The sequence below is a fragment of the Rhodococcus sp. P4_F5 genome (genome assembly GCF_056401315.1).
In genome coordinates this window covers 99131-105176 of record NZ_JBFUJP010000010.1, presented here as the reverse complement: position 1 = coordinate 105176, position 6046 = coordinate 99131, and the positions used below count along the sequence as shown (strand labels likewise).

6 protein-coding genes are annotated in these 6046 nt (G+C 67.8%); 4 read left to right on the top strand and 2 right to left on the bottom strand.

Annotated elements, in window-relative coordinates:
- Both AC1DU4_RS07345 and AC1DU4_RS07340 read left to right on the top strand, forming a co-directional pair.
- Window positions 1-1141 (top strand): thioesterase domain-containing protein (locus AC1DU4_RS07345; protein WP_477838449.1); only part of this gene is annotated, 1141 nt, incomplete at its 5' end.
- A gap of 62 nt (window positions 1142-1203) precedes the next feature.
- The gene (locus tag AC1DU4_RS07340) at window positions 1204-1425 is read left to right on the top strand and encodes an MbtH family protein (protein WP_072845963.1); all 222 of its coding nucleotides are present in this window, start codon (window positions 1204-1206) and stop codon (window positions 1423-1425) included.
- A gap of 94 nt (window positions 1426-1519) precedes the next feature.
- On the opposite strand, the gene AC1DU4_RS07335 is transcribed toward AC1DU4_RS07340, so the two are convergent.
- Both AC1DU4_RS07335 and AC1DU4_RS07330 read right to left on the bottom strand, forming a co-directional pair.
- Complete coding sequence (locus AC1DU4_RS07335) at window positions 1520-2215, bottom strand: GntR family transcriptional regulator (RefSeq protein ID WP_477838447.1); 696 nt, start codon at window positions 2213-2215, stop codon at window positions 1520-1522.
- A 46-nt stretch (window positions 2216-2261) separates the two neighbouring features.
- Window positions 2262-3407, bottom strand: a complete 1146-nt coding sequence (locus AC1DU4_RS07330; RefSeq protein ID WP_477838445.1) for an acyl-CoA dehydrogenase family protein — start codon at window positions 3405-3407, stop codon at window positions 2262-2264.
- Between the two features lie 196 nt (window positions 3408-3603).
- Between AC1DU4_RS07330 and AC1DU4_RS07325 the strand changes: the two genes are divergently transcribed.
- Complete coding sequence (locus tag AC1DU4_RS07325; RefSeq protein ID WP_477838443.1) at window positions 3604-5130, top strand: aldehyde dehydrogenase family protein; 1527 nt, start codon at window positions 3604-3606, stop codon at window positions 5128-5130.
- 10 nt (window positions 5131-5140) lie between these two features.
- A complete protein-coding gene (locus AC1DU4_RS07320; RefSeq protein WP_477838441.1) occupies window positions 5141-6043 on the top strand; it encodes an oxygenase MpaB family protein in 903 nt (300 codons plus the stop codon).
- Window positions 6044-6046: the final 3 nt, after the last annotated feature.

Genomic DNA, 6046 nt, shown 5'->3' with positions numbered 1-6046 from the left:
GGATCGGAGGGCGTTGCCGGCTCCGGTGTTCGAGGTGGCGGAGTTCCGTGCTCCGGTGACCGGGGTCGAGCGGGCGGTGGCGTCGGTGTTCGAGGAGTTGCTCGGGCTCGAGCGGGTGGGTCTGGACGATGATTTCTTCGCTCTGGGCGGCAACTCGCTGATGGCCACCCGGGTCGCCGTCCGTCTGGGCGTCGAACTCGGCCTGGCGATTCCGGTGTTGTGGCTGTTCACCAACTCGTCGGTCGACTCATTGGCCGGTCGGATCGACTCGGCTCGTTCTGGGCTGGAGAACCTCAGCGAAGACGCCGTCTTCGATGTCCTGATCCCGTTGCGGGAGGGTGGGACGAAGCCCCCGGTGTTCTGCGTCCATCCGGTGCTCGGAGTGTCGTGGGCCTTCGCGGGGCTGGGGCAGTTCGTCAACCGAGAGCGGGGGATCTACGGACTTCAGTCGCCTGCGTTGTCGGGCGCCGAGGTGCCGTCGACGATCGAGGCGTGGGCCCGGCTGTACGTCGAGAAGATTCGGGCCGTGCAGCCGGAAGGCCCGTACCACCTGATCGGCTGGTCGCTCGGCGGCGTGATTGCGCACGCGATGGCGGCGCAGTTGCAGGCGATGGGCCAAGAGGTCGCACTGGTTGGGCTGATGGACAGCTACGCGTACCAGGTGACCGACGGTTCGCTCCCGGAGCGTGCGATGACCGCCGGCGACCTGCTCGGCGGACTCTTGCCGGCGCTGGTTTCCGACAACGGCGCTGCGGCCGGACTGTCGCTGGATTCGCTTGCCGCGGAGGAGCTGTCCGACGACCTGTTGGAAGGCATCATGGCGCACCTGCCCGCTCCGTTCAATGCGATGGGCGCTGATCGGATCGCGGCGGCCATTGCGGCAGTGGGTGAGGCCGGCGCGATGACCGATGGTCACGTGCCGTCCAAGTTCAAGGGTGACGTCTTCTACTTCGCCGCCCTCGCGGACGACCCCAGTGGCAACGCCGGTGCCGACACCTGGCAGGACTTCGTGGACGGCCGGGTCATCACCCACGGCATCGAGGAAACCCACTGGGGGATGGCCTCGTCGGCCGCTCTCGCCCGGATCGGGGAGGTGCTGAACGAGGCGTGGACCGTCGAAGAAGCCGGGGTTGACAAGTAGGTTCCCTGTTCGAAACGTGAAAATAATTGTGGGACAAGACAAATGTCGAGAAAGGTAGATCAATGAGCAATCCATTCGATGACGAGGACGGCCAGTTCCTGGTTCTGGTGAACAGCGAGGGGCAGCATTCGCTGTGGCCCATGTTTGCGCAGGTCCCGGCGGGCTGGGCCGAGGTGCACGGACCTACCTCACGCCCGGACTGCGTCGCCTACGTCGAGGCCAACTGGACCGACATGCGGCCCAAGAGCCTGATCGAGGCGATGGCCGCAGACGTCACGGAATAGTCCTGGACGCACCCGCTCGGCCCCGGAGTCGCTGTTCCGGGGCCGAGTCGAGGAGATGTAACGCAACCGGCGTCCCTGACAGCACGCCTTACTCTCAGTCCCAGATTCCGGTCTGCTCGAGGTGTGCGAGCAGCCGCTTGGCGCCGTCGGTGAAGTGCCGACGGGTCTCGCGTCCCGCCTCGTCGGCGTCACCGGACGCCATCGCCGCGATCAGCCGGTCGTGGCTGGCGGTCGCGGACTCGCCCCACTCCCTGTCGCCGGAGTAGAAATGCACGGGCGTGTAGCGGATGGCGTTGAACAGGAACCATGACAGCTTGGTGGCGCCGGCGAGGCGGTTGACCTCCCGGTGGAAGCCGAACTCGAGGTCCTCGATCCGGGTGGCGTCGCCCGCCACGACGGCCGCGGCGAGGTCGGTGTTGATCGCGCGCAGTTCGTCGAGCGTATCCGGGGTCACCGCGGCGGTGGCACGGACCGCGAGCTGCTCGGCGATCTGACCCTGCAGCCAGAACACGTCGTTGATGTCGCCGCGGGTCAACGGCGCCACCACGTACCCGCGATGCGGAACCAGCTCGACGAGACCCTCGCCGCGCAGGGTCAGCAGGGCCTCCCGCACCGGGGTCACGCTGACCCCGAGCTCGGCGGCGGTCTCGTCGAGCCGGATGAACTCTCCCGGCCGCACACCCCCGGACATGATCAGTCCACGCACGTGCGCCGCGACGTCGTCGGACAGCTGCGGCCTGCGGCGAAGCGCGGGACCGGCGGTGTTACGAGACGTGGCGGACGAGGTCATCGAGGCTCCTTCGGGCAGAACGTCAGCATAGACACTCAGCGCGCGGTCACAGCCCGTACGTCTTGCCGATGATGTCGCGCTGGATCTCGCTGGTCCCGCCGAAAATGGTCGACACCAGCGTCGCCCGCACATGGCGTTCCATGTCGAACTCGGTCGCGTATCCGTACCCGCCCATCATCTGCATGCCCTCGAGCGCCACCCGCTTGGCGGTCTCGGTGGCCTTCAGCTTGGCCATCGAGGCCTCACGGGCCAGCATCTTGTCCGGGTTGGCGTCGGCCTCCCGCGCCACCGAGTAGACCAGCAGTCGGGTGCATTCGATCTCGGTGGCCAGGTCGGCCATCCGGTGCCGCAGGGACTGGAAGCTGCCGATCGGCCGGCCGAACTGCTTGCGCGTGGTGATGAACTCGAGGGTGTCGGCGAACGCGCGCTCGGCCGTGCCGAGGATCATCGCCGCGAGGATCAGCCGCTCGAAGTTCAGCCCGGTCATCAGCTGACGCCAGCCGTTGCCGACCTCGCCGACCACCGCGTCCGCCGGCAGCAGGCAGTCCGTGAAGTAGAGGTCGTTGGTCTCCTTCTGCCCGCCCATCAGCTCGATCGGGTTGATCTTCAGTCCGGGGGTGTCGGCAGGCACGTGGAACATGGTCAGGCCCTCGTGCTTGCTCTCGCCGCGTCCGGTGCGGGCGACGAGCAGGATGTTCTCGGAGATGTGCGCGTTCGAGCACCACGTCTTCTGGCCGTTGACCAGCCAGCCGTCGTCGACCCGCTCGGCCTTGGTGCTGAGGTTGGCGACGTCGGAGCCGGCCTCCGGCTCGGACATCGAGATCGACTGCGACACACCGCGGACGATGCCGCGCAGCACGTTCTCCTTCTGTGCCTCGGTGCCGAACCTGGCGTAGGCACCGCCGGTGATCAGGGTCGGTCCGATCGCACCGATCGGCGCCATCCCGAGATGCGACTGCTCGAGCAGGATGCACATGTCGACCATCGTGGCGTCGGAACCGCCGTACTCCTCGGGAACGGTCAGGCCGAGCCAGCCCAGGTCGGCCATCTTCTCGTAGAGCGCCTGGTTGTGGTTGTGCCGGCCATGCCCGGTCAGCTGGTCGCGCTTCTCGCGGGTGCCGGCCTCCCGCTTGCAGAAATCGGCCACTGCCTGGGCGAATGCCTTCTGCTCGGTGCTGAACTCGACGCTCATCTTCGAATCTCCCTCATCGTGGTGGGGACTGCTCACACGCGTTGCCGGGTCCTTGTCCGACCGGACGGGTCCGCCTAATGTGATGCACACGACAGTACTTCACATCAAATATATTTGATGTGATCTGCGTCGGAATCGTGGCGACTGCGCCAAGGTTCATGCGACGGATCTGCCACGCCAACGGAGGGAAGCAACCATGCCCCAGCAGGTCGACCAGGAACCGAGCGGCGTCACGGGCGACGAGGTTGGCGCGACCGCGGTGTTCGCGTCCCGAGATCCGCGGAACGCGGCCGTGCTCGCCGAGTACCGGGTCGACGGCGTCGCCGAGGTGAACCGGGCGGTCGAGCGGGCGCGGGGCGCCGCGCAGTGGTGGGAGGGGCTCGGCTTCGACGGCCGCAAGCGCTGGCTGCTGAGCTGGAAGAGTGCCATCGCCGCCGACGCCCAGTCGCTGGCCGAGGTGATCGCCGCCGAGACCGGAAAGCCCGCCGGCGACGCGCTGCTCGAGGTGATGCTCGCCGTCGAACACCTGGACTGGGCGGCCCGCAACGCAGGCAAGGTGCTGGGCCGGAGGAAGGTGCCGTCCGGCCTGGTGAGTGCGAACCAGGAGGCCACCGTCCGGTACCAGCCGCTCGGCGTGGTCGGGGTGATCGGTCCGTGGAACTATCCGCTGTACACGCCGATGGGTTCGATCTCCTACGCGCTCGCGGCCGGCAACGCGGTGGTGTTCAAGCCGAGCGAGCTGACGCCGGGGGTGGCGGTGTGGATCGCCGAGAAGTGGAACTCGCTGGTGCCGAACCTGCCGGTGCTGCAGGTGGTCACCGGCTTCGGCGACACCGGCACCGCCCTGGTCCGTTCCGGCGTCGACAAGATCGCGTTCACCGGTTCCACCCCGACGGCGAAGAAGGTGATGGCCACCTGCGCCGAGACGCTGACCCCGCTGGTCGCGGAGTGCGGCGGCAAGGATGCGATGCTGGTGTGCGCCGACGCCGACCTCGACCAGGCGGCCGACTTCGCGGTCTTCGGGGCGTTCGGCAACGCCGGCCAGACCTGCGTCGGTGTCGAGCGAATCTACGTGGCAGACAAGGTGTTCGACAACTTCGTGCAGAAGGTCGTGGCCAAGACCCGACGGCTGCGTCCGGGCGGCGGGGCAGACGCGTCGTACGGCCCGATGACCATGGAGCGGCAGACCGAGGTGGTACGCGGGCAGATCGCCGACGCGCTCGGCCACGGCGCCACCGCGGCGCTCGGCGGCCCGGACTCGATCCGAGAGCCGTACATCGAGCCGGTCGTCCTCACCGACGTGCCCGAGGACAGCAGCGCGACGTGCGAGGAGACCTTCGGCCCCACCGTGGTGATCAACCGGATGGCCGACCTCGACGACGGGGTCGCCAAGGCCAATGCCATCGGCTACGGGTTGGGCGCCTCGATCTTCACCCGCGACCAGCGTCGGGCGCTCGACGCCGCGGAGCGCCTGCGCTCCGGCGTGGTGACCGTCAACTCCGTGCTCGGCTTCGCGGCCGTGCCCTCTCTGCCCTTCGGTGGGGTGGGGGAGTCCGGCTTCGGGCGGATCCACGGTGCCGACGGACTGCGCGAGTTCAGCCGTGCGAAGTCGGTGACCCGGCAGAAGTACCGGGCGCCGATGAACCTGCTGACCATGGAACGCAAGGCCCGTGACATGAAGATCGCGGCCTGGTTGCTCAAGACCCGGCATGGACGAGGCTGAGGAGCGCACCATGTTACTTGTGAAGGACACCGACTCGGCGCCCCGCGGCCGCCGCGGCTGGCTCCGCCGGATCGAGCAACTGGATCCGGAGGCGGACTGCCAGGAGATCCACCGGATCACCGCCGGCTACGAATTCCCTTGGGACTACCAGCGTTCGCTCGAGCTTGCGCTCTTCCGTACCTACTGTGTCCCGACCATCTCGGGGCTGCTCCGCAAGACCGGCGAGTTCGAGAAGCGGCCGCAGAAGCGCTACGACGACACCGCACTGTTGATGGCGGAGCTGCTCGAGCACGGCTACGACTCGCCCCGCGGTCGCGAGTCGCTGCGCACCGTCAACCGCATGCACGGCAAGTACGACATCGACAACGTGGACATGCTGTACGTGCTGTGCACGTTCATCTACGACCCGCTGGACTGGATCGACCGGTACGGCTGGCGGCCGTTGCACCCGCACGAACGGCTCGCCTGCTTCCACTTCTACCGGCAGGTGGGCATCCGGATGGGGATCCGGGACATCCCGGAGGACTTCCAGGTTCTGCACCGGTTCAAGATGGACTTCGAGCGCGAGCACTTCCACTACACCGACGACAATCACGCGATCGGCGTGTACACCCGAGACCTGTTCTGTGCGTGGTTCCCCCGCCCGCTGCGGCCCGCGGTGAAGGTGGGCGTCAATGCAATGCTCGACCCGATTATGCTGTCCGCCTTCGGTTTCCGGGCCGCACCTGCCTGGATGACGTCGGTGGGGCAGGGCGCGCTGCGCGGGCGGGCCCGGCTGGTGCGACGGCTGCCGCCGCGCCGTAGGTCGAAAGCCGCCCGCGATCCCCGTAACCGCACCTACCCGGGCTACCCGGCCGGCTACCGGCCCAGTGACCTGGGCGCGGATCAGGACGGTGGATGCCCCCGGCGCTGAACT